This is a genomic window from Rossellomorea sp. KS-H15a, from assembly GCF_024195245.1.
GTDB lineage: Bacteria > Bacillota > Bacilli > Bacillales > Bacillaceae_B > Rossellomorea > Rossellomorea vietnamensis.
In genome coordinates, this window is record NZ_CP096886.1 from 311,318 (window position 1) to 336,752 (window position 25,435).

29 protein-coding genes and 1 riboswitch are annotated in these 25,435 nt (G+C 41.2%); of the genes, 7 read left to right on the top strand and 22 right to left on the bottom strand.

Features of this window, described 5'->3' with window-relative positions:
* Nucleotides 1-33: 33 nt before the first annotated feature.
* The 9 genes from M1J35_RS01385 to M1J35_RS01425 form a co-directional block, all read right to left on the bottom strand.
* Complete coding sequence (locus tag M1J35_RS01385; protein WP_254652572.1) at nucleotides 34-1,149, bottom strand: glycosyltransferase family 4 protein; 1,116 nt, start codon at nucleotides 1,147-1,149, stop codon at nucleotides 34-36.
* A gap of 2 nt (nucleotides 1,150-1,151) precedes the next feature.
* Nucleotides 1,152-2,399 carry a DUF6418 domain-containing protein gene (locus M1J35_RS01390; RefSeq protein ID WP_254652573.1) on the bottom strand — a complete coding sequence of 416 codons (1,248 nt, stop codon included), beginning with the start codon at nucleotides 2,397-2,399 and terminating at the stop codon, nucleotides 1,152-1,154.
* A 52-nt stretch (nucleotides 2,400-2,451) separates the two neighbouring features.
* Nucleotides 2,452-3,534, bottom strand: a complete 1,083-nt coding sequence (locus tag M1J35_RS01395) for a polysialyltransferase family glycosyltransferase (RefSeq protein WP_254652574.1) — start codon at nucleotides 3,532-3,534, stop codon at nucleotides 2,452-2,454.
* Nucleotide 3,535: 1 nt separating this feature from the next.
* The gene (locus M1J35_RS01400; RefSeq protein WP_254652575.1) at nucleotides 3,536-4,711 is read right to left on the bottom strand and encodes an oligosaccharide flippase family protein; all 1,176 of its coding nucleotides are present in this window, start codon (nucleotides 4,709-4,711) and stop codon (nucleotides 3,536-3,538) included.
* A gap of 65 nt (nucleotides 4,712-4,776) precedes the next feature.
* Nucleotides 4,777-5,466 (bottom strand): sugar transferase, encoded by a 690-nt coding sequence (locus M1J35_RS01405; RefSeq protein WP_371928706.1) that lies wholly within the window; start codon nucleotides 5,464-5,466, stop codon nucleotides 4,777-4,779.
* A 6-nt stretch (nucleotides 5,467-5,472) separates the two neighbouring features.
* Nucleotides 5,473-6,357, bottom strand: a complete 885-nt coding sequence (gene galU, locus M1J35_RS01410) for a UTP--glucose-1-phosphate uridylyltransferase GalU (protein WP_254652576.1) — start codon at nucleotides 6,355-6,357, stop codon at nucleotides 5,473-5,475.
* Nucleotides 6,358-6,737: 380 nt separating this feature from the next.
* Nucleotides 6,738-7,505, bottom strand: a complete 768-nt coding sequence (locus M1J35_RS01415; protein ID WP_254652577.1) for a tyrosine-protein phosphatase — start codon at nucleotides 7,503-7,505, stop codon at nucleotides 6,738-6,740.
* A gap of 107 nt (nucleotides 7,506-7,612) precedes the next feature.
* On the bottom strand, nucleotides 7,613-8,284 hold the full coding sequence (locus M1J35_RS01420; RefSeq protein WP_305882341.1) for a CpsD/CapB family tyrosine-protein kinase: 672 nt from the start codon (nucleotides 8,282-8,284) through the stop codon (nucleotides 7,613-7,615).
* Between the two features lie 19 nt (nucleotides 8,285-8,303).
* Complete coding sequence (locus M1J35_RS01425) at nucleotides 8,304-9,044, bottom strand: YveK family protein (protein WP_254652578.1); 741 nt, start codon at nucleotides 9,042-9,044, stop codon at nucleotides 8,304-8,306.
* A 196-nt stretch (nucleotides 9,045-9,240) separates the two neighbouring features.
* Here M1J35_RS01425 and M1J35_RS01430 point away from each other — a divergent pair, with 196 nt between their 5' ends.
* Nucleotides 9,241-10,044 (top strand): SGNH/GDSL hydrolase family protein, encoded by an 804-nt coding sequence (locus tag M1J35_RS01430; RefSeq protein ID WP_254652579.1) that lies wholly within the window; start codon nucleotides 9,241-9,243, stop codon nucleotides 10,042-10,044.
* Nucleotides 10,045-10,125: 81 nt separating this feature from the next.
* Nucleotides 10,126-11,061: a polyisoprenyl-teichoic acid--peptidoglycan teichoic acid transferase TagU gene (locus M1J35_RS01435; RefSeq protein ID WP_254652580.1), complete on the top strand. Its 936-nt coding sequence runs from the start codon at nucleotides 10,126-10,128 to the stop codon at nucleotides 11,059-11,061.
* 99 nt (nucleotides 11,062-11,160) lie between these two features.
* Here the strand turns inward: M1J35_RS01435 and M1J35_RS01440 are convergent, their stop codons facing one another.
* Nucleotides 11,161-11,841, bottom strand: a complete 681-nt coding sequence (locus tag M1J35_RS01440) for a hypothetical protein (RefSeq protein WP_254652581.1) — start codon at nucleotides 11,839-11,841, stop codon at nucleotides 11,161-11,163.
* Nucleotides 11,842-11,913: 72 nt separating this feature from the next.
* Entirely contained in the window at nucleotides 11,914-12,795 is an 882-nt protein-coding gene (locus tag M1J35_RS01445; protein WP_254652582.1) for a helix-turn-helix domain-containing protein, read from the bottom strand.
* 198 nt (nucleotides 12,796-12,993) lie between these two features.
* Between M1J35_RS01445 and M1J35_RS22655 the strand changes: the two genes are divergently transcribed.
* A complete protein-coding gene (locus tag M1J35_RS22655) occupies nucleotides 12,994-13,116 on the top strand; it encodes a hypothetical protein (RefSeq protein WP_256503935.1) in 123 nt (40 codons plus the stop codon).
* A 233-nt stretch (nucleotides 13,117-13,349) separates the two neighbouring features.
* Nucleotides 13,350-13,676: a hypothetical protein gene (locus M1J35_RS01450; protein WP_254652583.1), complete on the top strand. Its 327-nt coding sequence runs from the start codon at nucleotides 13,350-13,352 to the stop codon at nucleotides 13,674-13,676.
* Nucleotides 13,677-13,779: 103 nt separating this feature from the next.
* Here M1J35_RS01450 and M1J35_RS01455 read toward each other — a convergent pair whose 3' ends face one another.
* The 10 genes from M1J35_RS01455 to M1J35_RS01500 form a co-directional block, all read right to left on the bottom strand.
* Nucleotides 13,780-13,929, bottom strand: coding sequence for a hypothetical protein (locus M1J35_RS01455; RefSeq protein ID WP_254652584.1), 150 nt, complete (start codon nucleotides 13,927-13,929; stop codon nucleotides 13,780-13,782).
* A 2-nt stretch (nucleotides 13,930-13,931) separates the two neighbouring features.
* Entirely contained in the window at nucleotides 13,932-14,147 is a 216-nt protein-coding gene (locus tag M1J35_RS01460) for a hypothetical protein (protein WP_254652585.1), read from the bottom strand.
* Nucleotides 14,148-14,234: 87 nt separating this feature from the next.
* A complete protein-coding gene (hutG, locus tag M1J35_RS01465; protein WP_254652586.1) occupies nucleotides 14,235-15,182 on the bottom strand; it encodes a formimidoylglutamase in 948 nt (315 codons plus the stop codon).
* On the bottom strand, nucleotides 15,160-16,443 hold the full coding sequence (hutI, locus tag M1J35_RS01470) for an imidazolonepropionase (protein ID WP_254652587.1): 1,284 nt from the start codon (nucleotides 16,441-16,443) through the stop codon (nucleotides 15,160-15,162). The genes hutG and hutI overlap by 23 nt, the downstream gene beginning before the upstream one ends.
* A gap of 1 nt (nucleotide 16,444) precedes the next feature.
* Nucleotides 16,445-18,115, bottom strand: coding sequence for a urocanate hydratase (hutU, locus tag M1J35_RS01475; RefSeq protein ID WP_254652588.1), 1,671 nt, complete (start codon nucleotides 18,113-18,115; stop codon nucleotides 16,445-16,447).
* On the bottom strand, nucleotides 18,108-19,640 hold the full coding sequence (gene hutH / locus M1J35_RS01480; RefSeq protein ID WP_254652589.1) for a histidine ammonia-lyase: 1,533 nt from the start codon (nucleotides 19,638-19,640) through the stop codon (nucleotides 18,108-18,110). The genes hutU and hutH overlap by 8 nt, the downstream gene beginning before the upstream one ends.
* 227 nt (nucleotides 19,641-19,867) lie before the next feature.
* On the bottom strand, nucleotides 19,868-20,314 hold the full coding sequence (hutP, locus tag M1J35_RS01485) for a histidine utilization transcription antiterminator HutP (protein ID WP_079534321.1): 447 nt from the start codon (nucleotides 20,312-20,314) through the stop codon (nucleotides 19,868-19,870).
* A 222-nt stretch (nucleotides 20,315-20,536) separates the two neighbouring features.
* Nucleotides 20,537-21,019: a hypothetical protein gene (locus tag M1J35_RS01490; protein WP_254652590.1), complete on the bottom strand. Its 483-nt coding sequence runs from the start codon at nucleotides 21,017-21,019 to the stop codon at nucleotides 20,537-20,539.
* 101 nt (nucleotides 21,020-21,120) lie between these two features.
* Nucleotides 21,121-21,693 (bottom strand): transposase, encoded by a 573-nt coding sequence (locus M1J35_RS01495; RefSeq protein WP_254652591.1) that lies wholly within the window; start codon nucleotides 21,691-21,693, stop codon nucleotides 21,121-21,123.
* Between the two features lie 147 nt (nucleotides 21,694-21,840).
* Nucleotides 21,841-22,029 (bottom strand): hypothetical protein, encoded by a 189-nt coding sequence (locus tag M1J35_RS01500; protein ID WP_254652592.1) that lies wholly within the window; start codon nucleotides 22,027-22,029, stop codon nucleotides 21,841-21,843.
* A 196-nt stretch (nucleotides 22,030-22,225) separates the two neighbouring features.
* On the opposite strand from M1J35_RS01500, the gene M1J35_RS01505 reads away from it, so the two are divergent.
* Nucleotides 22,226-22,639: a helix-turn-helix domain-containing protein gene (locus M1J35_RS01505; protein ID WP_254652593.1), complete on the top strand. Its 414-nt coding sequence runs from the start codon at nucleotides 22,226-22,228 to the stop codon at nucleotides 22,637-22,639.
* Between the two features lie 156 nt (nucleotides 22,640-22,795).
* On the opposite strand, the gene M1J35_RS01510 is transcribed toward M1J35_RS01505, so the two are convergent.
* Nucleotides 22,796-22,957 (bottom strand): hypothetical protein, encoded by a 162-nt coding sequence (locus tag M1J35_RS01510; protein WP_254652594.1) that lies wholly within the window; start codon nucleotides 22,955-22,957, stop codon nucleotides 22,796-22,798.
* 198 nt (nucleotides 22,958-23,155) lie between these two features.
* Nucleotides 23,156-23,231: riboswitch (cyclic di-GMP riboswitch) on the top strand.
* 262 nt (nucleotides 23,232-23,493) lie between these two features.
* Here M1J35_RS01510 and M1J35_RS01515 point away from each other — a divergent pair.
* Entirely contained in the window at nucleotides 23,494-24,159 is a 666-nt protein-coding gene (locus M1J35_RS01515) for a hypothetical protein (protein ID WP_254652595.1), read from the top strand.
* A 23-nt stretch (nucleotides 24,160-24,182) separates the two neighbouring features.
* A complete protein-coding gene (locus tag M1J35_RS01520) occupies nucleotides 24,183-25,418 on the top strand; it encodes an efflux RND transporter periplasmic adaptor subunit (RefSeq protein ID WP_254652596.1) in 1,236 nt (411 codons plus the stop codon).
* Nucleotides 25,419-25,435 lie beyond the last annotated feature (17 nt).

Genomic DNA, 25,435 nt, shown 5'->3' on the forward strand with positions numbered 1-25,435 from the left:
TGTAATAAAATTAGTTAGTTATTTATAAGCTTATTATTCATAGACACTCTCAATCTGATTGATCATTTTCTTAATTGTGAAGCTTTTTTCATACATTGATAAACTTTCTTTGCCTAATTCATTTATACTGTTTACCTGAGAATTAATTATTTTTTCAATTTTAGCAACTGCTTCTGAAATGTTTTTTGGTTCAAATAGATACCCATTTTTTCCATCAACTACAATCTCATTATTTCCAGTTACATTCGTAGCAACAATTGGAAGACTAGCAGATAATGCTTCTAGTAAGGAATAAGGAAATCCCTCATAAAGCGAAGTTGATATAAATATATCAAAAGTGTTTAAATATTGAGTTGGGTTATCCTGGAAACCAAATAAAAGCAATCTTTCACCTAGCATGTCTTTAGAAATTTGTCTTTTCATCTCATCATAATGTATCCCATCTCCAACATAAGCAAACTTAAGATTAGGATATTTTGGGATTAAAGTTTTAGCTATTTCCAAAAATGTAAAAGGGTCTTTTTGATCATCCATTCTACCGATAGTACCCACCCAAAGTGTATCATGCTTATTTTGAGAGTTATTATTTTTCTGTAATGGGTTTACACCGTTAAAAATAACTTTGGAGTCACTCTCTTTAATTACACCTTTTTGTAGTGCAACCTTCCTTTCTCCTTCTGATACATTTAGTGTAAGATTTGTAATCTTAGACAAATATTTCTCAAGAAGCATAAACGCTGTTTTCTTTACTTTATTCGTATTTGGGTTCTGAAACATATAAGCATGAGGAGTATAAATTATTTTTTTCACTCCCAGAATCTTAGCTGCAACTCTGCCGAGTGCACCAGCTTTTGAGCTATGACAATGCACAACATCCGGATCAATTCTTTTAATTGTATTAAAAATCCTAATAAACCCTTTTATATCACTCTTCAAAGAAATGTCCCTATCGAAATTTTCAATATTATACATTTTAATTTTAAGACTATTTAAATGCTCGATCTTATTCCAAAAAACTTTATCTGCTCTTTTTTCACTATACAGTAAATAAACTTCATATTTATCCTTATCAATATTTTCCATGAGATCTACTAAATGTTTTCTAACACCTCCACTTAAAGTTTCAGAGATAAGTACAATTTTCTTCATATTCAAACCTCATTAAAATCAGATTTATTCTTCCCTGAGAGAAGTAGACCAAACATCAATATAAGAACTATAGTCCAAAATTGTAAACCTAGAAGCTTTTCAAACTTAGCCATTGTCAACATGTAATTCATCCAGGAAATTAGTTGAATGGCTATTATGGCAAGAATAATTCTACCTCGAAATATTGTAAAAGTTGCTACCTTTATTAACATACCGTAAAATATCCCAACGAAGAAATTTATAATCAAACCTAAAGGGAAAAGAACGCCAACATTTAGAATTGATGGATAACCAAGTGTAAAAGTAGCACTTCCTTGGTTGTAATAATAAAGGACATGATTTTCCGGGTAAAAACTTAACATAACCATTAGAGTCCTCATCCCATAAATAATTTCCTCAAATGTAAATTTAGTTAACCCAACGTTTAAATTGTTTAGAGATCCCCAGAAAACATGTCCTTGAATAGATATTCTTTGTATTATAGCATCGCTAACACTATTGTAACCTGCATAACTATAAGGGTTAAAGATTGAATAGTTATAATAAATTAAACTAATAAATATTACGGTTATAATAAAAATTTTCATTGAATTTCTTTTTAGAATTAGTAAAAGAGAATCAATAAAAATAAGTTTCGGAATCGAAAACAAAAATAAAGCGATTATTAGTGCACTAAATTTATTACCTGCAAGAATTAAATATAGAAAATATAGAAAGAAAGAAATTAAATGTTTTTTCTTCTTATCTAACAAAAAGAGATATCCAAAGGAGAAAGCCATAAAACCAGAAACACTTCCAAATATACTATTTAAAAAAGGAAAAGTAGAATTTTCCCAATAATTAAATCTTGATATACCTGAATTTATATATGGTTTAGGGGACAATAGATAATTTATATAAAGTAATACTAGCGCACTGTTAATTCCTACTATAACCATTTTCATGAGTAGATTTTTATTAATTGGTCGATTACTGTAAGAATATTTTATTCTATTAAAAAGAGAGTGGTATCCAACCTTTATCCCCAAATACAATAGTACTATATATACGATATAGAGAGTAGTTGCTCCATTTAAGAAACCAAATTTCTTTTGTTCTGAAATATATGTTCCTTTTTCAATAACTAATAAAGAAATAATACAGGGGATTACTGTTAGGACAATATACCAAATAGTAATCCTTAAACCTTTATTTTTTGAAATATCTTTGTAATATAAAGGGACTAAAATACCTAAAAAAATCAAGTTCAAAATAAAATATAAGGTGTACAATTAATCTCACCCTTGCTATGATATTAAAGTTTTATTGTTCAATCTCACCTTCCTCGTTAATTACACTAATCCCGAGTGAACGATAAAACATTTTAAAATTATTTAATTCTTGTTTATTTTTATAGATTATATCAAGCCCCGCTATTCTTACTAACTCTAGTAAGTCTTTATTTAATAACTTCAAGTTTACCGAAGCACTAGAATTTATACTGTATAATGCTTTTATATTGAGCTTTCTAAAGTCCAATGTCTCCACAGTTTCTTGTCCATTCAGTTCTATAATTTTCAAATTAGGAATATGGGATTTAATATACTCAAATGTCTTATTTTTAGATTGTGGGTTGTGAAAAGGGTGGGGCTTATAGTATAGGGTTTCCAAATAAGGAAAATCCCTTCTGATTCTTGTAATTAACCCTCTTAAAATACTATAGTATGATTTTTGATCTATCAACTCAAGTAAAGGTTCTGCACCGAGTAGTAACGAATAAGGTTCCCTACTTATTTCTTTGATCTTGGAACTAGATTCTACCTTTTCAAAATGAATTAAGTTAGTTTTTGAACTATGTGTTTTTGGTATAAATAATAATATTTGTGATTGCATTTCTTTTCTATCAATTCCATTTAGACATCCAATAAAAGGTATAAACCTAAATCCTAAAAACATTGCATAAAAAGATTTTATTATCTGTCTTTTAAACATTGCATAATTAACTTTTCTACTAACTATGTTCATTGTGCCATCTTGAATACTATGAAAAGATATTTTTTTATCTTTCTTATTCTTGAAAAACAAATAATTAGTATAGAGACTATCTAAGTTGGAAAAATATATCTCTGTCTCACTTCCAAAGTTGATTATTTCGCTAACTACTCTATACAACTTCTTAGCATCCAAAATCATTTTTTTGTAATAGTTTAAATCATTATTATTTGATTTTTCATATGGATTTAGGTAACTAATTTGATCCCATAGCTCTTCAGTTACTCCTTGAGTAGATCTTGTGAAAAGAAGAAATTTTCCTTCTATCCCTTCTTCCCTTTGTTGCTTAACTATTTCTTGTACATACAATGTATTAAAGGGTGTTAAACATATGAATATTTTATTTTTAATCATTTTATACCGCCTCTAACTTAGTAACTCTTTTAAGTATTATTAATTTGAATATCGCTAATAATAACATAGAAACTGCCGAACTAATTGCTGCTCCATATAATTCATACCTAGGGATTAATAAGAGATTTAAAATCACTGCAACTATCGCCGAAGCTAATGTACTTATTAAAATCTCTTTGTCATTTCCTCTAGAGTACAATCCATAATGTGGAATTTGACTAAGTATATTAAAAGTAACCGCAAATATTAGAATAAAAAAAACAAGTATGTAATTTGTATAAACCTCTTTATCTATAAAATTTAATAGAGGAAAAATCCCAATACTCAAAATGAAAAGTATAGGCACCAGGCCCAAAATTGTGTACTTGACCATTCTAGAAAATATTTTTTTATATTCATTCATATTACCTTTTTTAAAAGATGAGATTAATTTGGGATATAAAATTGAAAAAACTCCAGTTACTATAAAAGTCTGTATAACATTAGATATATTAGTGAAAAAAGTATAAACCCCTACAGATGTATCACCATAATAATATTTTATTATATACCTATCAATGTATTGAATAATAAGAAGGACTAGAGTTGATAAATAGAATGAAGAAGAGGTTCGTAAGCCACGAATTATCCATTTGAAATCCACATTAGCTTTAACAGAAAGGTTTCTGTGTTTTCTAAAGTAGATAATAACTAAGATCAGTCCTAGCATTCCTCCAAATATCCACATTATAAATATAAATTCTAGATTTTTTAATTCCTCATCCAAATATATTAAAGTAATTGAAAAATATACCCAAATTCCACTTCGGAAAAATAATACTAAGTTAGACAATATAGGTTTTGATAAAGTGAATAATAGTCTACTAGATTCTTGTAAAAGGTGTTCTAATATCAAAAGGATATAAAAATATATAATTAAATCTAGTGGAATAATGCCTATTATAAATAGTATTGATACAAAAGGAAAAATCACAACATAAGTAATTAGATGTAAAAAAAATTGATTTTTAATTAAATTCCATTGATTTTTATTGTTGGTAGATAATAATTCTCGGGTATTGAAAACATAAAAATCTATACCTACAACCAAAACTAATATATTTATTGTAACCGTAAATAACCCATAAATACCTAGATCAGTTGGAGATAAAAATTTAGCTAGAAAGAATAGTATCAAAAACTTACTAACAATTGTTACTCCCCTTAACGCAATATTTATAGTAGATAGTATTAACATTATTTTTAATAAGCACCTTTTTTTAGTAATACTTTCCAAACAGTCGTTAATATTATTTTGATATCAAAAAATAAGGTTTGGTTATACACATAATGAAGTTCTAGGTCTACTCTTTCCGGATAACCTACATTGCTTCTACCACTCACTTGCCAAAAGCCTGTAAGCCCTGGTTTAACTGCTAAAAACTGATTAACTCTTTGTCCATACTCACTTAATTCTTCTGTAACAACTGGCCTTGGACCTACTAAACTCATTTCGCCTTTTAATACATTTATAAGTTGAGGAATTTCATCAAGACTAGTTTTCCTCAAAAATCTACCTAAATTAGTGATTCGTGGGTCTTCATTAGGCTCTAACTTGTAGTTATTACGAATATATTTATCATATAAGTGTTTATTACTTTTCAACTTTTCTTCAGCATTAAGGACCATTGAACGAAACTTATATATTTTAAATTCCTTCCCATTTTTGCCAATCCTGCTTTGCTTGAAAATAACCGGTCCCTTTGATTCTCCGGATAAATATAATATAGATATCAATATGAATAATGGTATTAGAATTAGTAACCCTACTATCGCTCCTACGATATCCATCATTCTCTTGAAAAATGAGTAAGTTAAAGATTTATCCTCTTGACTTACGAAATCTTTTCTAACAGCTTGAAAATTCTCCAATTGAGATTGGTTCAAGTTCATATCCTCCTACCCCTTTACATACTCTTTTTCAAGTAACTCTTTCATATAAGTTAAAACTTCCTTTTTAATCTCATCATGCTGCAAAGCAAAATCAATGGTTGTCTTTACGAAACCAAATTTCTCACCCACGTCATGTCTCTCTCCCTCAAAATCATATGCATAAACTGTTTGAGCACTATTCAAATTTTGAATCGCATCAGTCAACTGAATCTCACCACCTGCTCCTGTTTCTTGCTTCTCTAAATAATGAAAGATTTCTGGAGTCAATACATAGCGACCCATGATGGCAAGATTTGATGGTGCAGTACCTTGCTTTGGTTTTTCAACAAATTGATTGACTTGGTACAAACGATTTTCTTTTGATGACGGATCAATAATTCCATAACGATGTGTTTGTTCCTCTTCTACCATTTGGACACCTATTACCGATGCCTGTGTCTCATCATAACGATCCATTAACTGTCTTAAACAAGGTGTATCACTCTGAACGATGTCATCACCCAAAAGGACAGCGAACGGTTCGTCGCCAATAAAGTTTTTAGCACACCATACTGCATGGCCAAGACCTTTGGGTTCTTTTTGGCGGATATAATGAATATTTGCAAGATTACTAGAGTATTGAACTTTCTCTAACAATTCGGTTTTCCCTTTTTCAAGGAGAGTTCTTTCTAATTCTGGTGAATTATCAAAATGATCTTCTATAGCTCTTTTTCCTTTACCAGTGACGATGATAATATCCTCTATTCCGGAAGCAACCGCCTCTTCTACTATGTATTGAATAGTTGGTTTATCAACGATTGGCAACATTTCTTTCGGCATAGCTTTTGTTGCAGGCAAAAATCTTGTCCCTAAACCCGCAGCAGGAATAATGGCTTTTCTTACTTTTTTCAATTTAATGTCCCCCTTTGATTTTTAATTGAAGGTTGTATGTATACGACATAATAAATACCTAATGAAAAAACACATTTCCAAATGTTCTTTCATTAGGTATCCAATTGGAACCTAAACCAACTATTACATAAAACGCTTTCATTGCTTCTCTTTACTTGTGTTTAATAAAATAGTAAATGTGGGCATCTAACCCTTCCTCACATCCCACCACTGACGACGAGCGTCTAAGGCGAAGCTATCTTCACCCACGGCGTGACCGAGTGCCTCCATCGATAATGGTGAGGAGACATTCCCAAACTTCTACTGTTGTCAGAATGCAGTTTGATTCTCATTTACCTACGACAACAGTACCTTAGGGTATTACCTGTCTATCAATCATATTAGAAAATTCCGAGAAACTTCTTTTTCTTGATCAATTCAGGTATCTCTTTATATATGTTCTTTCCATCAATCATTAATTCTGCATTTTCTGTAAAATAATAGACCATATCGGTTCCATAATTCTCGTCTACATAGTCCATCGCTTCTTCCATTTTGAAGGTGCGATTATGTATATTGTGAGCGTCTGACGCAATGAAGTGTGTCAGATTGGCCTGAATCATCTGCTGTGAAAATTTCTGGATGTTTTTACCGAAGTACCCTATTAGGCTGGACGCGGTTAGTTGCGTAACTGCTCCGTTTTTGACCAGCTTATATAGTTTGTCCGGTCTTTCGATGAGTTCAGCGTTGCGTTCGGGGTGAACGATGACGGGTATCAGGCCTTTTACCTGGATATCGTAGAGCATACGCTCTGCATACCTTGGTACTGAACTGGATGGGAACTCGATGAATAGGTACTGTGATGACTGGTTAAGAGGAAGGATGTCTCCCTTTTGGTAGTCTTCGAGGATTTCTCCGTAGATGCGGCATTCCTGACCTGGGAGAACGACTAGATCAATCTTTTCTTCTTTGAGTACTTTGTTTAAGGAATCTACTAATGGAAGAATGTCCATTTTCTTGTTTTCATATTTCCCGTTCATATGATGAGGAGTCGCTATGATGGTATCAATGCCTTCTGAAACGGCTTGTTTCGCCATGTCCAGACTGTCCTGCACCGTCTTAGCTCCGTCGTCGACTCCTGGCAGGATGTGGCTGTGTATATCGATCATGTTGACTCCCCCTCACTTTTTTTAGTTATTTCGACCTACTGTGACACTATCTACCATTTTACTCTACTAGGTATATTTGTAAACAGGTGAATTTTGTCGAAACAATGTTATTTTTTACCATAATAATAGTAGTAACTTGTGTCCTTCACTTCTCTGTTATTTAACACGACTCCTAGCAGCTTCCCTTTCGTAGAAGACAGTAGCTCTTTCGCTTTGACGGCACTCTCCACTTCTGTCGTTCCGGAGCTGATGACCAATACTGTTCCGTCGCACTGATTCGCAAGTACTTGTGCATCTGTGACCGCTAAGATTGGTGGAGTGTCAAAGATTAAGACATCGTATTCGTTATAAGCTTCCAGCAGGAAATGTTCCATGGCCCTTGAGCTCATTAGTTCTGCCGGGTTTGGCGGTATCGGACCGCAAGCTAAAATATCCAGGTTTTCAACATCGGATGAATTGGTTACTTCTGTTAACCCTTTTTGCCTGGTTAACACCGTCGTTAAACCAAATGTGTTGGTTAAATTGAAGGTATAATGAGCAGTCGGCTTCCTCATATCCGCATCCACTAGCAGGACCTTCTTCCCCTGCTGCGCAAACACCACGGAAAGATTGGCAGCCGTCGTCGATTTCCCTTCTCCGGGTCCGGAAGATGTCACCATGATCGAACGCATTTCTTGATCGACCGACGAGAAGTTGATATTCGTACGGATCGTTTTATACTGCTCCGAGATCGGTGACTTCGGATCTGTCTTCGTTACCAGTTTACGTTTTGTATTCATCATCAATTTCTTCATATTCTTAGCCAAGTGTCTCACCTCTTACACGTGATTTACGCTCCGTACGACTGTTCTTCTTTTCTTCCTGATCACTGATTCTCGTAATCGATCCAAGGACAGGGACGCCTAATAGCTTCTCGACTTCCTGCTCGGTCTTAATCGTGTTATCAAGGAATTCCAATAAGAAGGCAAGTCCTACACCTACCATCAGACCTACCACCATGGCAATGGCAATATTCAGAAGTGGCTTAGGCTTGATTGGGGATTGATTCTCCCCTACTTCCGCTTTTGCCAGAACGCTCACGTTATCGACGTTCATGATTTTCACGATTTCTTTCTGGAACACTTCAGCGGTCTTGTTGGCAATCTCTGCAGCCTTGTAAGGATCTGTGTCCTGAACTGACAGATTGATCACTTGTGACTCATTTTCGCTTGAAACCGTTAATTTACTGTTTAATTCTGAAGCATTCATCTTCAAATCCAGGTCAGAAATGACTTTCTCCAGGATGGCCGGGCTTTTCATGATGACATTGTACGTATTGATTAATTGAAGATTGGTTTGGATTTCTCCAGGGTTATAGGCAGGCTGATCGGGTTTGGACTGATTGACTAATAGCTGTGTAGATGACTGATAAACAGGGGTTAACAGGAAAAAGCTTACCCCTCCACTGACAATAATGGCAGTAAGCATAATAAATAGGATTAATTTCATACGTTTCTTGAGTGTCTCCATGAGTTCACGCAAGCTGATGGTTTCTTCCATAACTTCCTCCTAATGCGAAAAATATGTATTATTATAGCATATGTTGTTGTATTTCTTTTCAAACCTTGTCATAATTTTAATATACTTGTAATTTTTTGCGTACTATCCTATTAAACTACAGATTCTTGCACTTTTAAAGAGGAATACCATAGTTGGTAATAATTTCTTACTATTTTGATAAAAATGGAGGTTAACCATGAAAAGTTTCCTATTAATTTTACTTAGTCTCAGCTGTATTGCCTTTCTATACCTGGGGAATACCTACTGGCAGGAAAGAACAGCTGTTTCTTCCTATAATATTACATCTGACAATCCATCCTCAGAAGCTGTGACCTCATCCTCTTCAGCTGAACCTTCTGAAGAAATTGTCCCGTTTGCTAACTGGCCAGAACAGGCACAAGCTGATTACCAGGCAGCCGTAGACAACGGAGAAACGTATAAGCTGGCCTTAGTTGGATCTCCGGCACTCGGGAAGGATGAAAACGGGTGGAGCGTTCAAGTGAAGGATGCCCTGGAAGAGGAGTACGGAGAATCCTTGGAGGTTTCGATTTTTCAATATGATACGGTTTCCACCGATTTCATCTATGGAGAAGATTCAGACGAAGTGATTGATTATGCCCCGGATATGGTATTATTCGAACCATTCTCCCTAAATGATAACAGTCGCGGGGTCAGCGCTGATGATAACCAATACAGCATCGAATTTTTCCTTAAGGAATTGCTGGGTGCGAATGAAGATGTTGTCATGCTCTTACAGCCGTCTCATCCGATCGATGGCGCGACCTATTATCCGAGGGATATTGAAGGGTTGAAGGAATTTGCGAAAGAGAAGGATATCACGTACCTTGATCATTGGACGGCTTGGCCTGACAGTGAAGAACTCAAGTCATTGCTTGCTGAGAAACAGGATGGCCCTAATGAAGATGGACACGAACTGTGGGCTGACTATTTAACGGACTACTTCATTTCAGATGCAAAGGGAAAAGAAGATTCGCAGTAAATAATCACTATCCATTTTCTCAATAATTTGATATGTTATACAGTAGTCTAAACATTTCAAAAAAATGAGGGTAAATACAGTATGAGAAGCGAAAAACACAAAAAGAAAAAGAAGCGCACATGGCTGCGTGTAGTCGGGATTGTCCTCGTTCTACTATTATTGGGAGGCGGCGCTTACGCCTACAGCATCTACCATTCTCTTAACAAGGCAGTAGAGACGATGCATTCCCCGATTGAAAGGGACAAATCGCCTAAACGGACGAAAGAAGTCGAATTTAACGACAAAGAACCATTCTCGGTTCTGTTGCTCGGTGTAGACGAAAGGGAAAATGACAAGGGACGTTCTGATTCCATGATTGTCCTGACCGTAAATCCCGACGTGAAATCCGTGAAGATGATCAGTATTCCCCGTGATACATTGACTGACATCATTGGTCACGGAACAAAGGATAAGATCAACCATTCCTACGCATTCGGCGGTGTCCAGATGTCCATGGATACGGTTGAGAACCTCCTTGATATTCCGATCGATTACTATGTCAAGATCAATATGGAAGGATTCGAAGACATCGTTAATGCCGTAGGAGGCGTAACGGTGGAGAATGACCTGAATTTCTCTACTGGAGGGTATACCTTTAACGAAGGAAAAGTCACTCTATCCGGGAAAGAAGCCCTTGCCTTTTCGCGTATGCGCTATGAAGATCCACGCGGAGACTTCGGACGTCAGCTTCGTCAACGCGAAATCATCCAAGCGGTCATCCGGGAAGGCGCCAGCGTTTCAAGCCTTTGGAATTTCGATAATATCTTCGATGCGTTGGGAGACAACGTGAAGACAAACCTAACGTTTGAACAAATGGTGGATATCCAGAAGAACTATAAATCCGCGTCTAAAGACATGGAGCAGATCCAGATCAAGGACGGTTCCGGGACGAAGATTGATGGAATCTATTATTATATTATTCCTGATGAAGAGATTGAACGGATTCAGGGGATCCTTAAAGATCATTTAGAACTATAACGAAAAAATGACGTGTGAAACAGCACGTCTTTTTTTCATATGAAGATAATGAATACCATAGGAAAGGGTGTCCCTAAACCGGGACACCCTTTCCTATGCCTATGCCGCTTCCCCTTTTTCTTTCTTGAGGACCTTTCTCCCAAGGAAGATCCCCCCTGTGAGGGAAGCCACTCCGAGGAGGATCAATACCACCAATGAAGTCGCTCCGCCTGTCTGATACGGCAGATTGCTGTAGTACCCATACGTTTCATGGGAAAGCCCTTTGATCCACTGAGTTTCCTGTTTGGATTTCGTTTCATTGGTGAAGTCGCTTTTCTTTATCACACCATTTTCATTGATGCTGTACGTTCTAAACTTTACAGGAGCTGAACCTTTAGCTCCCGGATTGGTTTGCATCGCGATGATGAAAGACTCTTTACCCGTCTCTTTATCGACCATCACTTTGTACTGTATCACTTCATTAAATGCTTTCATGCCATCGGTGTCGGGATTGACCTTAACCCCTTTCCAAGTGGCTTCCTGTTCATCTTTTATTTCGAAGATGATATTTCCTTTTTTCAAAAACGTATTCAGCTTTACTCCGTGAAACACCTGCACGGGATCCACTACTCCGTCTTCCTTCAATGAAAGGAATTCATACTGCTTATCGAAGTGGTTTTGATAGAGGGTTTCCCTCATAGACTGAATCAGGAAATAAGCTGCCAGAAGGATCATGAGCAGGCCCACTATCGTAAGAATTCCGCTCAGATATAGCTGCCTTTTATTCGTACCGTCATTCATGGTTTCATCACCCAGATCAATGATTTTTTATATTCTCGGTGAAAACTCTATGATAGTCAGGACATGCGGGGCTTAATCGATGGACTCCAGCTCTTTTATTTTGTTGGATATGAACTTGATATATTTATCATCTTCCTGCAACTCAAACACTGTGAGTGCCTTTTCCATATAGGTCTTAGCCGTTTGGGGTTTGTTGAGAAGCTCTAAATTGTAGCCGATATGGTAATGCAACTCACCCAGGAGGTATAAACTATCTTTATGCAGACACCATTTGATGGCATCCTCACAATATTTATTGGAATCTTCAATACGGTTCAACCTCGTCAAAGCCCTTGCCATATTATAAAATAAGCGGGTCTTGATGGTATAATCATTCAAATGGGGTAATACTTGGAGGTGGCCCTTGATTTCCTCAAACACCTCTAACGCTTTGTCGATATTTTCCTTGAAATAGATGGCTCCGATTGTGAGGAGGATTTCAATCTCCCGTTCGAGCAGGATTTTCCCTTTCACATGGGTGATATTCACGGCTTTCTGCAACGTCTCGATGGACGCCGTCAGGTTCTTATCCACTTCATACAGATAAATCCCCTTATGCCAAAGAAGCAATTGCATATTCTTATTATTCTGCATGAATAAGGGATTTACCTCTTCCGCCCGTACAATATCCATCATTTCTTCATAGCGAAGGTTCCGTCTCATGATCTGCAGCTGTTGAAACACCTCTTGAACGTAATCAAGGCGGGGAGTCGTTCCAATATCAAAGAAATAGTTTACATCCACCCCAAGCTTCTGGGATATTTGATAGAGGGTAGAGGCATATGGAAACACATCGCCCTTTTCAATCTTACTGATCTGGGCCTGGGTACAGATCCCCTCCGCAAGCTCTTCCTGTGATAATCCGCTATTCTTCCGTAATTCCTTAATTTTCTTTCCTACTGCAGCAAAATCCATGAAACCCTCTCCTAAATATGCTTAGAGTTATATTTTTATAAGAAAATAGATGAAAATACCATTTTCCCCCGTCATAACTATAAAATAAGACTTTATATTCACATTTGACCAATTAGAAAAATATGTTTTAATAATTATAACACGTATATTACTAATCTTATCGAATTTCCATTTGAATAAGAAAGGGAGGAAAGACCTATGAAGAGACGTTTTCTTGCAATTCTAACAGCTTCGGTTCTTGTTTTAGGCATTGCGGGTGTTTCAAGTGCTGCAGCTGCAGATAATATTACACCTCAAAAAGAACTTCCAAACGCTTATTAATCCTACCATTTCTTTCATATGAGAGCGCTTCCCGGAATGAGGTGAGCGCTTTTTTCTTTGGGGTGAAAACTAAAATATTCTTTTAGGAATATGCTTAGAGTTATAGAAATCATGGAAAAGCGAATCAAATGCTCCTTTCTTAATGTAATATCTGCCATATTGGTTCTTAAGGCGAAATACCCTGTTTCCTCCATTCTGATAGGATAAAAGTACAATAACAGAAAGGGGGCTTCATGATGAAAAGCATAAGCATGAAAGTAAATCCTCTATACTCGGATATGGATATGTCGATCCAATTCCACTTCGAATTCTCAAAAGGTGATTGTAAGGTCGGGGAAGCCATGGTCTCCACGTACGCGATGGATAACAAGGTAACATACCGAAAGTCCCAGGGTGGCACCCAGGCTTCGATTGAAAAGTGTGCGGTGATCGATCGGTTTGATGTGGTGGGTGAGTTGGGCGAGGTCAGTATGAAGAAGCTCAGACACTTTCTGATGGTGATCGGGATGAAGGAAGTTCATTGCGGATATGAGTTGAATAGAGAGAGTGTTGGTCACTGATCAAACAGGACCTATAAAGAAATAGCTAAACGCCTGGAGTTAAAAAGACTCCAGGCGTTTACCGTTTTATTGTATTAGGCTTCTTACAGCCGGGAATTCACGCTTATCGATTCGTTCGATTCACTTCACGTTGACAATTTGCGAAGATGCCATTATGACCGTCTGCTTTTGTTTTATTCCGCTGGTAGTCGGATAAACTTATTTCCTTCCTGCACCTTTGACAACGTTTGATCACTGTTGATTTCATCGTCATCTTTAATACCCCCTATCCTTTAATACCAGTCCAATACTGTACTTGCTGTCTCCATTTGCCTCACGATACATTCTCTTTAATGTTTCATCATCATATCTCTGATATCGTGATTTATTGCTTTCAATTCTATCTTTTCGTTTATACATCTCAACTTGTTTTTTCTCACCCTGCTCCACCAATTTGTCGTAAGCAGATCTGGCTGCATCGAAAAAGCCCATCAAACCCTCTCCTTTTTATAATCCTTTTTCCCTATACTGAAACATAGAAAAAACCTTAGCAAAGATCTTCCTCTGCTAAGGTTTTGACTAGTTGACCAGTGTTTCCATGATGAGTAGGGAAGCCACCCTGCTCGTCATATCCCTTATATCAAGGGTAGGGTCGATCTCTACGATGTCCATGGTGTGGACTAGAGGATGCTGGAGTGCCGTCTGGACCGCCTCCGTGAGCGTATCCGGGTGCATCCCCCCGGGACCGATTGCCGGGCAGCCCGGGGCAAATGCCTGGTCGAGGACGTCCATGTCAACGGAGAGGTAGATGGTGTCGACTTTGTCTTGCAGCTGGGACAGGGATTCTTGGATGAGTTTGGTTATGTGTTGTTGCTTGACGTCTTTCATGGTATGAATCGCTATACCCTGATCGATGGCATAATCATGATAGGCTTTCGCATTGGCGTAGTTGCGGATGCCGATTTGGATGAGATGCTCTCCTTGGATGTAGCCACCTTCTAGTAATCTCCTGAAAGGCGTACCATTGGTCGGTCCTCCGTCCTCTGTGTTCCTGAGGTCATGATGGGCATCGAACTGGATGATGCCGACCGTCCCCTTCGTTTCCTTGATGGCTTTGACCGTTGACGTGGTGATGGAATGATCGCCTCCCAGGATGATGGTAAAGGGGGCTGCGTTCGCTTCGGTAGCCGCTTTCGTTGATTCAAAGATTCGTTGATGTGATTCTTCGATTGAGGTCGGGTGCATGGTGATGTCGCCGAAGTCGATGATGGTTTTGTTGTCTTCGGTGAGGTCCGTCCCTCTTTCGATGTTATAGGTGGTGAATGAGTTCAGACACCGTCTGATGGCATCGGGTGCGAAGCTTGCTCCTGAGTGGGAAATGGATGGTTTTGAGAGGGGAGCGCCGATGATGGCGATGTCCCCGTTCTTTCCCTCTTCCCAAGGTGTCAGGAGTTCTGCTGCTTTCGTTGTATAGCGGTCTTTGAACTGTGCCTTTCCTGCAGGCCTAATGTGTTGAAATGTGCTCATGAAGCTTCTCCTTGCGGTAGATGATACATCCGTCTTTCATGACGGTGTTGGTATGGTTGACTCCGTAGTGATACGGGACGTAGTGATAGTTCGGGACATCCCATAGGACGATGTCGGCTTTACGGCCTGTTGCTAGCTTTCCTGCCGAGTCGCCACGGTTGATAGCATAGGCTGAGTTGACGGTGACGGCGTTCCAGATTTCTTCCGGCGTCATTTTTAATTGCAGGGATGCCAGATTCATGATGAACTGCAGGTTCTCCGTCGGTGAGCTGCCCGGGTTGAAGTCGGTTGATAGGGCGACGGCCGCTCCCGCTTCAAGCATGCCTCTTGCGTTGGCGAATTTTCCTTTGTTCAGGTAGAAGGACGTTCCTGGTAGAAGGACAGCGATTGTGTCCGTTGCTCCGAGTGCCTTGATGCCTTTCTCGGAAGCGCCCACTAAGTGGTCTCCGCTAGTGGCTCCGATTTCCGTTGCCATTTCCGTTCCGCCTAGTGGATCGATTTCGTCGGCGTGGATTTTGACGGAGAAGCCTTTTTCTTTTGCCATTTTTAAAAACTGGCGAGACTGTTCAACGGTGAATACGCCTGTCTCGCAGAAGATGTCAACGAATTCGGCTAGTTGTTCTTTTTCAATGTCGTTTAATAGATCCAGCATTTCTTCTAGGAATTCATCGGAGCGTCCTTTAAATTCCGGTGGGATGGCATGTGCTCCCAAGAATGTGGAGACGATTTCTGCCGGGTGTGTTTCGTTCAGCTTTTTTGCCACTTTCAGCTGTTTTAGTTCTGTAGCGCGGTCAAGACCGTAACCGCTTTTCGCTTCTACTGTTGTGACTCCGTATGAAATCATCCTGTTCAGGTGAAAGCGTGCCTTCGTTAGAAGCTCTTCTTCCGATGCTTCGCGGGTGGCACCTACTGTAGATAGGATACCGCCTCCCCGCTTCAGGATCTCTAAGTATGGAACACCTTGCTGCTTGAGAGCCATTTCGTGTTCACGTGAGCCACCGAAGACCAGGTGCGTGTGCGGGTCGACGAGACCTGGTGAGACGAGCTTTCCTTCTGCGTCGATTCGTTCCGTTGCTTTGAGAGATTGCGCTTCTTCGTGTGTGCCGATCCAGGCGACAAGACCGTCTTTGATGGCTAGCGCAGCATTTTCCAGAACAGGGAGACTACTCATTGCCTCCCCTTTCAGAGGTCCGTCCCCATGATCCATGGTCAGGAGCTGGCCGATGTTGTCGATGATGGTGTCGAATTGTGTAGTGGTCATCTTATTCTCCTCCTTTGTTCATCGGGATGTGAATGTTGTGTTTTTCAGCTGTTTTTTCTGCGATATCATAGCCTGCATCGACGTGGCGGATGACGCCCATTCCAGGATCGGTTGTCAGGACGCGTTCCAGACGCTCCTGCGCAAGGTCCGTCCCGTCTGCTACAACGACCATTCCGGCATGCAGTGAATACCCCATTCCTACTCCGCCGCCGTGGTGGAAGGAGATCCATGAGCCGCCTGCCGCGGTATTGATGAGGGCGTTCAGGATCGCCCAGTCACCCACTGCGTCACTGCCGTCCTTCATGCTTTCCGTTTCCCGGTTCGGTGACGCGACGGATCCACAGTCCAGGTGATCACGTCCGATGACGACCGGTGCCTTCAGCTCGCCATTTTTCACTAATTCATTGATGGCAAGACCCATCTTCACACGCTCACCATAGCCAAGCCAGCAGATGCGGGAAGGTAGGCCTTGGAATGCCACCTGCTCCTGGGCCATATCGATCCAGCGATTCAGTGCTTCATTTTCAGGGAAGAGCTCTTTGATCAGACGATCTGTTCTGTAGATGTCCTCCGGGTCACCTGATAGTGCCGCCCAGCGGAAAGGTCCTTTTCCTTCACAGAATAATGGACGGATATATGCCGGGACGAATCCAGGGAAATCAAAGGCATTGTCGACCCCTTCGTCTTTTGCAACCTGTCGGATGTTGTTGCCGTAGTCAAATACGATGGAGCCACGGTGTTGGAACTCGAGCATCGCTTCCACGTGTTTGGCCATACTTTTTTGTGATAGTGCTGTGTAAGTTTTCGGGTCCTGCTTGCGAAGCTCTGCAGCGGCTTCGAGTGTGTATCCTTCTGGAACATAGCCGTTTAGTGGATCGTGAGCTGATGTTTGGTCGGTTACAATATCGATTTTGACATCACGCTTGAGCAGCTCATGATGAACCTCTGCTGCGTTTCCAAGTAGAGCGATGGAAAGTGCCTTGCCCTGGTCCCGTGCTTCATACGCCATCATCAATGCTTCTTCGATGGAATCGGTTTTCACATCACAGTACTTCGTGTCGAGGCGCTTCTGGATGCGCTCTGCGTCCACGTCGACAGCTATCACGACTCCTCCGTTCATCGTAACGGCAAGTGGCTGCGCCCCACCCATTCCGCCTAATCCAGCTGTAAGGGTAATCGTCCCTTTAAGGGAGTTGTTGAAATGTTTCTTCGCCAGTGCCGCGAACGTTTCGTACGTCCCTTGGAGGATTCCTTGTGTACCAATATAAATCCAGCTTCCCGCCGTCATTTGGCCGTACATCATAAGGCCTTTTTGATCAAGCTCGTGGAAATGCTCCCAGTTTGCCCACTTTGGAACAAGGACTGAGTTGGAAAGTAGGACTCTCGGCGCCGCTTTATGGGTTTTGAACACACCAACCGGTTTTCCGGATTGGACGAGCATGGTTTCATCGTTTTCCAGGTTTCTGAGAGTATGGACGATAGCGTCGAAGGATTCCCAGTTACGGGCCGCTTTCCCAATTCCGCCGTAGACGACAAGCTCTTCAGGAATTTCCGCTACCTCAGGGTCAAGATTATTGTAGAGCATGCGAAGAACCGCTTCCTGCTCCCATCCTTTACATTCGAGGTCCGTCCCTCTTTTTACGTGTACGATTCGTTTGTCTGCCTTAACCATTTGTCGTTTCCTCCTTTGTTTTGGTTGGTTTGATCAGTGTGCTTAGTGTTGTTTGCTGCAGCCATTCGTTGGCTTTTTCTATGTCTTTCGAGAAGATCCGGTCCTTCGTGATGGAAGGAATGACCTTTCTCGCTGCTTCGTAAAATTGTTTTGTCTGGCTTGCCATGAGGTCCGTCCCTCGATGTTCCGCTGCCTGCAGGTTACAGATGAGCTCGACGGCGAGGACTCTTCTTGTGTTCTGCAGGATCTGGTAGGCGTGACGTGATCCGATGGTTCCCATGCTGACGTGGTCTTCCTGGTTCGCTGATGATGGGATCGAGTCTACGCTTGCCGGATGGGCCAGTGTTTTGTTTTCGGATACGAGTGATGCCGCGCAGTATTGCATGATCATGGCGCCTGACTGCAGACCAGGTTGCGGGCTTAAGAACGGTGGCAGATCATTGAGCTGCGGGTTCACAAGTCGTTCGATGCGTCGTTCTGAGATGTTCGCAAGCTCTGCTATGGCGATCTTCATGAAGTCCATGGCGAATGCGATTGGCTGCCCGTGGAAATTCCCGCCTGAGATAATCTTTTCCCCGTCGTCGAAAATGAGCGGGTTATCCGTTGCTGCGTTCATTTCGATTTCGAGTTTTTCTTTTACATAATCAAGTGCCTGCCAGGAGGCTCCATGAACCTGCGGGATGCATCGTAAGGAATAAGCATCCTGCACCCGCAGCTCCCCCTGCTTCGTTGTGAGCTTGCTGTCTTCGAGGTAGTCCCGGATTCTTTGAGCCGTAGCGACCTGTTGAGGATATCCCCTTACTACATGAATATCTTCGTCGAAGGCATCCATGATTCCTCTAAGTCCTTCCAAGGTCAGACTGGCGATCATCTCACTTTGGAAAGCGAGTTCCTCCGCTTCCAGGTATCCGATCACGCCCATAGCTGTCATGGCCTGGGTTCCGTTGATGAGTGCCAATCCTTCTTTCGCTTGAAGCTGGATCGGGAAGATGTTTTCTTTTGATAGGACCGGCAGGGTTTGATGGACTTCACCTTGATAGTGGACCTCTCCCTCACCCATCAGCGCCAACGCTAAGTGGGAAAGAGGTGCTAAGTCTCCGCTTGCTCCAAGTGATCCCTGCTGCGGGATCACCGGGTGGATTCCTTTATTCAGGAACTCAGCAAGACGCTCTACGATGACCGGTCTGACGCCGGAATACCCTTTTAACAAAGCGTTACATCTCAACAGGAGCATCGCCCGTGATACGTTCTCCGGAAACGGATCCCCCACTCCGCACGCATGGGAATGAATCAGGTTCAACTGGAGCTCCTCCACATCATCCGCATCGATCAACACATCACTGAACTTCCCAAAGCCCGTGTTGATCCCATACACCACGCGCTTCTCCTTCACAATCCTCTCAACTGCCTCGCGACTCTTCCTCACCCGCTCCATACTCAGCGGCGAAAGCTCCACAGGCTCCTTCCCATAAATGACCCTCTTCGCCTCATCCAAACTCAAACTACAACCCGTCAACTCTACCATGTTGGTTCACTCCTTCTATTTAGGGACGGACCTCAGAAAACATGCTATTTTCGGTTCATTCCCATTGTTATTTGCTGTTATTCCTCGTATTTTCTCTTTAACGCTTTAACTTGATGAGGGACGGACCTCTTGGCTCACGTTCCCACACAAAAAGGAGGCTCGACCAAAGACAGACTTCTGCCTTTGGTCGAGCCTCCTTTCAACTAATATCTCTAGGCTCTCATTATTTAAATGTGATTGATTCCAAGTCCGATCGTTTCGTGCTCCAACCCCTTAATGGGCGCACCAATCGTTCCATATAACGCGACGGCAATCCATTCGCCTTCCTCTTCACTTTCATACGGAGTCCCTCTCACAACGGAGAAGCGCAAGCCCACCGTCCGCAGGATCTCTCCCAATTGGGTCTGACCGCGGGTGACCCCTGTCAGTGCTTCCATGATCGCGTGATACAAAGCATGCATCTCCCGGTACAGATCTTCCCGGACCAGGTCACTCCGCTTCGCCGCTGTTTCTATCGCGGCCACGATTTTCTGGCTGTCCATCGATCCGATCTTACCGGTGCAGTAACTCCAATTCAGCTCATTGAAATGACGGTTCCACTCTTCCTCTTCCCTGTCTAACAGGAGAAGGAGCATGGCGTTCTTTCCGATACGAGTATGATCTGTCTTATTCAAGTGGCATTCGCACCTTACGTGAAAATTCTAAAAATACTAATAACTACTATTATTGTATGGTCTGATTCATAAGAGGTCAACGAAAAAAACGGTGATTTTAGAAACTTAGAGAGGTAGTTTGGTAGCGTGGTAAAGGGTTTTTGAAGGATTATGACAGGAGGGCTAGTGGAGGTCCGTCCCTCAAAAAAAGACGTACCTGTTCAGGTTCGCCTCATTCCTCCTTTACTCTTCTTGTTTTTTTCCTTTTCCTTTGAATACCTGGGGATTGTTCATAAGATAGGTGACGGTTCCGTCATCGGATTTCAGGCTTAAGTAGGATAGGATATCCTGCTTGTCTTCGCTGGTGATCGGGCCGTCTACAGGGTATAGGGGCAAGATATTCAGTTGCTCTGTTCCCTCCCGCTTTTCGAGTACGATCTTGCAATCCTTTGGTGTGTTGTCGCCTATCCGGACGAATTTGAACGGGATGGAGTGGCTCCGGTCGACGGGAACGGCAAACAATGTCGTGAACCCGACTGTTTCAAGAATCTTATCCGAGTACATGATGCTCTCAAGCGCATGAGAAAATCCCGGCGGACGATTCACCACGACCAATTTATTGTAATAATGCTGCCCTTGAAAAACGACTAAATGTTTTCTTGTTTTCTTGACGATTCTCTTGGAAACGTGAAAATCCTCCAATATTAAAAGAAATTCTTTACTCATACTTTCCTCCTCCTCAGAATAGGAATTTTGTCCTACTGTTTATGAATTTCGACACCAATATTCAAAACCCTCTATATTTTTCCAAAAATATTTTACTTTTTTCATTTTTTAATTGGGTTTTCATATGGTTCTTCGTGTTGTACTTCTTTCTCTACATATTCCTTATATCGACTTATTTGTGGTGCGGGAAAATAATTGAGCGTGCGTTCCTTGGAAAGCAAGGGGTTATCAATGGAATGGATGTAAAAAGGATAACTGCTCCAGGGGTATGTCTCGGGGTGGATGGTGAGTTTCGCTTCAACAGGATTGTGGTGGATATACCTGCTCGCTTTAATGAAATACGATGGCGTATCAATCTTGGTCGATCCATACCGCCCTTGGAACACATGACCGACATAATCATATTTCTTGTTGAAATAAACGGCGTAGCGGGTATGGAGGATACGGATGAATCTCTCAAGTGGAACTTCGTGGGTTTCAAGCAGCAGATGGATGTGGTTGGACATCAAACAGTAGGCGTGGGTGGTGAATGGGTACTTTTCTTTCGTTTCCTGCAAATACGTTATATACTTCCTGCGGTCTTCATCATCATGAAACAGATCCTGCTTACGGTTCCCCCTCGCCGTCACATGATAAGTCGTTCCCGGACTCCAATTCCGAGGCGTTCGAACCATATCATCACTCCTTCTCTTAAATCTCATATTCTTACACTAAACCTATTCGACACAAATACGTAAAATCCTCTTTTTTATTGAGGGACGGACCTCCATTCATTCACGAAACTCTGTGAACGAAATGGGTAGAGAGGTCCGTCCCTCCTTCTATCTCTCTCTTCTGTGGCCGTCAAGGTTGGTGATGCTGTTATGTGTGTAGTAGATGACTCGCTGTTTTCCAAGATGTTTCGTACTGAATATCAGATTCGACTCCGGTTTCATCTGGATCCATGTGATGACTCTCTTTTCGCCCCTCGTTGAAAGATTGGCCACTCTCCCTCTTGGTTGTTCCCCCATTCCATCTCCACCTTTTCCCCCAATTCGACAAAATTACAATTATATTTACATTTTAATACGTTTTACTGTAATTTTGTATACCTTTTCCAAATTATCTCGAATCGTAATCAAAATAACGATTTCAAAACGTGTAATTTCCTAATACCTCTACATAAAAGCTTTATCTTGAAGAAAAAAGGGATAGTCGGTGAAAACAATGGAGCTACATGTAGAATTACAGCATTACGGCAATGATGTATTGGAGCTTACCCAGAGAGAAGCCGCCCTTCGCCTGAATATCAGTCAGGGCGCACTATCAAACTATGAAACTGGTGCAAGGGACATCCCTTACAAGATGCTGCTTACCTTTAAGGAAGTCTATAAAATCCCGACCCATGAAATGAACCGGATCATGTATGGCGAGGAAAGCGACAGCCTTGGACAGAGTCACGATCCCATGATTCTGAGAGAAACCTTTGAAGACGAAGAAACAAAAGAAATCCTGAAAACCCTCGGGGAGCATCCCAAATTCAAGCGAACCCTGTCATCCCTCTCCTACTTCACAGACAAGCGCAAAGAAAAATTCATCGCACACGTCAACCACTTTTATCAGACGATGAAGGGCTGGTAGAATCCTGTGGGAGGGACGGACCTCACTATCCGCAACTTAAACCCTGTTATACCGGGATTTCCGCTCCCATCTCCTCATAAAAGCGAGGTCCGTCCCTCTATATGTTGAGACAGGTCCCTCCACCAAAAAAAGCGCCTAGATTCCCGGGTTGGGGGTCTAGAGCGCTTTTTGGTTTGCATCTATGGTGTATCCTGATTGGAGTTCTTGTTTGAGCCAGTGAATCATTGTGTTGGTGTCCATGTTTCCTTGTTGACCTTTGTCGAACGCTTTTTGGATCACGTTCAGAATATGCTGATCGCCGTTCACATTTCCTTTCAAAATGACAACCTCCTACATCATTAAACAGTTTATATCACTTTATTACACTATTAGACGGTTTTTCAAACATCAATTTTATGCTATATTACCAGAAAAAACCACTAAATGGAAGATAAAATTTATTGAGAATTATCTTAAAAAATGACTATATACCTATTCAACTACTCTACCCTCTTGTCGATATAATAGTGGTATGGTCTTGAAAAGTGGCAAAATCATCGAAAGGTGATGACGCAAAGCTAAAGGGGCTATTACATGCCAGCCAGCTACCAAACCAAGGAGGGATTATTTTGTCGTTTTTGACACCCGAAGAAATAGTAGTGAAAAAGAAAGCTCGAAAAATGTGGATGTACATAGGTTTATTTGTTTTTACTGTCGCGCTTATAGCGGGCACAACATTTTTAACGTACAACATGTAAAAGCGTCCTGAGGCGCTTTTTTAATTTTATAAACTTTCATTCTACAATTTATGGAAAGTTTCGGGGTTTTTCGATAGAATAAGAGAAGTAATCTAAACTAGTTGGAGGCAACCATATATGCATAAAGAAGTTAAACTCATCCGGGGATTAAGACAACCATCCTACTTCTTTTATCAATTGAAAGAAACGGAAGTATTAAGAGGATATAAACAAAAGATATTCCTTGTTTTCCTATTGTCTGCCCTTGTCTTTGGCCTCATATCTTCCTTTGGAATCGGAATGGATCCTCTATCAAAGGAACTGACGAAACTTTCACCTTTCACATTCGAGATGGAAAAGTTCTTATTTTTATTAGGTAGAATCATTTCTGGAATATTATATGCGGCGGTGATCCTGTTTGTACCAGCCCTGATTTTCTGGACGATTTCAGACGAAGGGGAATATCGCAAGCTCGTCATCACGCAAAGCCTAGTTCTTATCATTTTATTAATTGAAAGACTAACGTACATTCCTTTATCCATTTTCCTTTCACTTGATTGGTTCTCATCGCCTCTATCACTCGGAGTCATCGCTCAATACATAACCGCTAAACCATGGGTCATCTATTTCCTGGGCTGTTTCTCCCTCTTTAAGATATGGGTTTTCTATATTCAATATAAAGGAGTCAAGAGACTCACCCAGCAAAAAAACTGGCTCATCTGGCTCGTGATTTTATTAACAAATCTACTATTCTGGGCTGCTACTGCATTTCTGGCATTCCTGGATTTATCCACTCTAATCTAACTATTTAAAGGCTGTGAACAATCATGCATAAACGAACCATAATATACACCACCCTCACTGTGTCGCTCCTTTTTATAGGTGCCAATACCTATCTCATTGAAAAAGCGGACAGTAAAGTCGACCGGGAGGTCCGCGTCGCCGAATGGGAACCCGTCAACAAAGGGTCTCTCGCCAAAGAAATGCCGAAAGCAGGAGTCGTCGCTTCCGAAGAAGAAAACTACATCTATTTTAACGATGAATTCGGTTCCTTCAAAAAATTCCTCGTCAAGGAAGGGGATCAGATCAAATCGGGAACTCCCCTCTATGAATACGAAGTAACCGATCAATCTCAGCAAAAGAGCGTACTGGAATCAGAAGCTGATCAGCTCGAAGACGAGATCGACAGCATCGAAGATAATATTTCCGACCTGAAGCGACTGGAATCATCCCTTCCATCAGGCTCAACGGATGATAAAGAAATACCGATCGACGCCAGTGCCCTTCAATCGGAATATGATCTGAAAAAAGAGATTGCCGCAAAAGAATTGGAAATCGATCGCCTTGAAAGCCAAATCGACAATCTTGAGCGCCAAATCAAGGATATCGAATCATACGAAACGACCCTGACCGTCCAAAGCAGCGTGGACGGAACCATTAAGGACCTTTCCCATGCGATCGACAATCCATTGATCACGATCGCATCGCAGTCCACCGTCGTCACAACCGAACTGACGGAAAAAGAAATCGTCAAAGTCGATGAAAACATGAGCGCAACCGTTCAATCGGATGTTGAGAAAAAGACCCAAAAAGGAATCGTTACCCGGGTAGCAACCTTGCCAAAGAACGATCCTCACATCCAAACCGACAGTCTGTACCCTGTAGAAATCAAACTGCAGGACACAAAAAACGAACTGCTTCCAGGACACCATGTCTTCCTATCCATCATCACGGATGAAGTAAAGGGCGCATTTGTGGTCCCAATGACGGCTGTTGAAAAAGATGGGGAATACAAATACATTTGGATTTTAACACCAAAAGGAACCGTCGAAAAACGAAAAGTCGAAACCGGACTTACAGTGGGCGGACAGCAGCAAATCAAATCCGGAGTAAAAGCAGGGGAATACTATATCGTCTATCCTGACGAGATCCCGGCCCTTCAAAAAGATGCTGCATTCATCACAGCCCTTGATTGGGATAAAGTGAAACTCAGGGATTTGAAGAAATTCGATCGTCCAACGATCCTCGAGAATTTATTGTTGGGGATTTTGGAACGGAAATAAAATGACAAAAAACCAAG